Origin of the sequence: Erwinia persicina, from assembly GCF_014838825.1 — a bacterium.
GTDB lineage: Bacteria > Pseudomonadota > Gammaproteobacteria > Enterobacterales > Enterobacteriaceae > Erwinia > Erwinia persicina_A.
The window spans coordinates 1-1,703 of record NZ_JACYMO010000028.1; the positions used below are offsets into that span (position 1 = coordinate 1).

At 61.8% G+C, this 1,703-nt stretch carries 3 protein-coding genes and 1 pseudogene; all 4 read right to left on the reverse strand.

What is annotated here, in order from left to right; translation table 11 throughout:
- A partial coding sequence (locus tag IFU29_RS22130) for a fimbrial protein (RefSeq protein ID WP_191935759.1) occupies positions 1–397 on the reverse strand: 397 nt, incomplete at its 3' end.
- A 14-nt stretch (positions 398–411) separates the two neighbouring features.
- Positions 412–909, reverse strand: a complete 498-nt coding sequence (locus IFU29_RS22135; protein WP_191935760.1) for a fimbrial protein — start codon at positions 907–909, stop codon at positions 412–414.
- A 10-nt stretch (positions 910–919) separates the two neighbouring features.
- Complete coding sequence (locus IFU29_RS22140; protein WP_191935761.1) at positions 920–1,576, reverse strand: fimbrial protein; 657 nt, start codon at positions 1,574–1,576, stop codon at positions 920–922.
- A gap of 29 nt (positions 1,577–1,605) precedes the next feature.
- Positions 1,606–1,703 (reverse strand): annotated as a pseudogene (locus IFU29_RS22600) (molecular chaperone); the annotation flags it as partial.

Genomic DNA, 1,703 nt, shown 5'->3' on the forward strand with positions numbered 1-1,703 from the left:
CCGCCTGTAGCGTTGGCGCAGCGTTCAGCTTGATGGGGATCGGCTTATTCAACGTAAACCGCTTGCCGTTTTGCAGCAGGCGAACCGCCAGGTCATCCACGTTGCTCTCAATCGCCGCCTCGTCGTAATCCACCGGGGTGCCCACCACCTCCAGCGTCATGCTCCATGCCCCGGCACCGGGGCCACAGGTGATCCGGTAGTTCACCGGTTGCAGGTAGTTAACGCCATCCACTTTTTTGACCCCGACCCGGTTGCCGAAATCGACATCTACCTCGCCGCCGTCGTTGATGGTGCACGGCGGGGGCTCGATCAGCGTGCCGGAAAAAAGCATGTTGTCCGCCGCCGCTGCCGGGCCGCCGAGGGCCATTAACAGAAAAATGCTGCCGTATCGCGCCATTGCCTCCGCCCCTTTCACTGGTATTCCACCGTCATCGTTGCCCCGGCGGAGAAGGCCCCGCCACTCAGCGTCGCCCCGGCCTGTTTGACCGGCACCGCCTCAAACGTCGGCACCTTGGGGTAGGTAAAATTCACCCAGGTGTTGATCGGCTGCCGATTACCGTTGCGCAACAGCGCCACCCCCAGAACGTCGTTGTTGGTTTTCAGCACGTCAGAATCAAAGCCGGCGCCGGTCCCCTGAATTTTCATTTTCATTGCATTGTTCGGCGCGTTTTTGCACTCCACCGAGTACACCACCTGCCGTTTCTTGTAACTGCCGTCGATGCGGGTGGTCATCACGTCGTTACCGAACTTCACTTCGATCAGGTTATTGTCGTTAATCACGCACGGCGGAGGCGCGACGATGGTCACTGTCACTTTGATCGTAGTGACCGCCTGCACCTGCTGGCCGTACAACAACACCAACGCCGCCAGCCCACAGCCGGGCAAACACTGTCTAAACTTTGCCTTCATGCTCATTCCCTTAGTCATAGCTGAGCTGGAAATCCACCACCGCCGCATAGGCCCCGGACAGCAACGGCGCACGGGTGCGCTCCGGCGTAATGCGGTAGTTCAGCGTGTTTTGCCCTACGGCCAGGACCAGGGGGCCCCCCCGGCTACCGAGGCGGATATCCCTGCCGCGCTCGTCGGTGATGCGCAACGCCAGCCCGGAAGCACCGCGTACCTTCACCAGTTCCGGGTTGTCAGCATCCGCCGGGGCGATAAAACTGACCGACACCGCCGGCTGCTGGGCGCTCCACAGCAGGTTGCCGCTGCGCGTATCCCGGTTGGCGGAAGGGCCACGCAGGCAGTCGCGCAGGTGCAGCTGCACGTTCACCGGCACGCCACGATCTCCCGCCTTCGCCAGCTGTGCCGTCGCGGCACTGCCCAGCCACACCGCCTGGTACGCGCTCGCCATCTCCAGACGACAGGCGCTTTCGGTCAGTTCGCCGCGCACCTGCAGCACGCCGTGGGCACCTTCCACCTGCCAGTTGTCCGCCGCGATTGCTGACGGTAGCAGCCATAACATCGCGCAAACGCACAATGACACCATCAACGCCGCTGCGGTAATCACCAGGGCATACAACCATTCATGGCAGTGGTAACCGCCGCCGTTCCATCGCCGGGATGTTGTTCGCATCACTTATCCACCTGTTGTTTCAATAAAGCTTATTTGCTGCCCGCCACCGCCTGGCAGCTCGCGCCATTACAGCTAAAAGTCAGCTGCGGGCGGCCGCCGTAGTCGTTGACGTAGGTCAGCACCGGCG

What these genes read in the sequence shown, in the direction of transcription:
- IFU29_RS22135 (WP_191935760.1), bottom strand. Translation starts at nt 909, where the DNA reads ATGAAGGCAAAGTTTAGACAGTGTTTGCCCGGCTGTGGGCTGGCGGCG.
- IFU29_RS22140 (WP_191935761.1), bottom strand. Translation starts at nt 1,576, where the DNA reads ATGCGAACAACATCCCGGCGATGGAACGGCGGCGGTTACCACTGCCAT.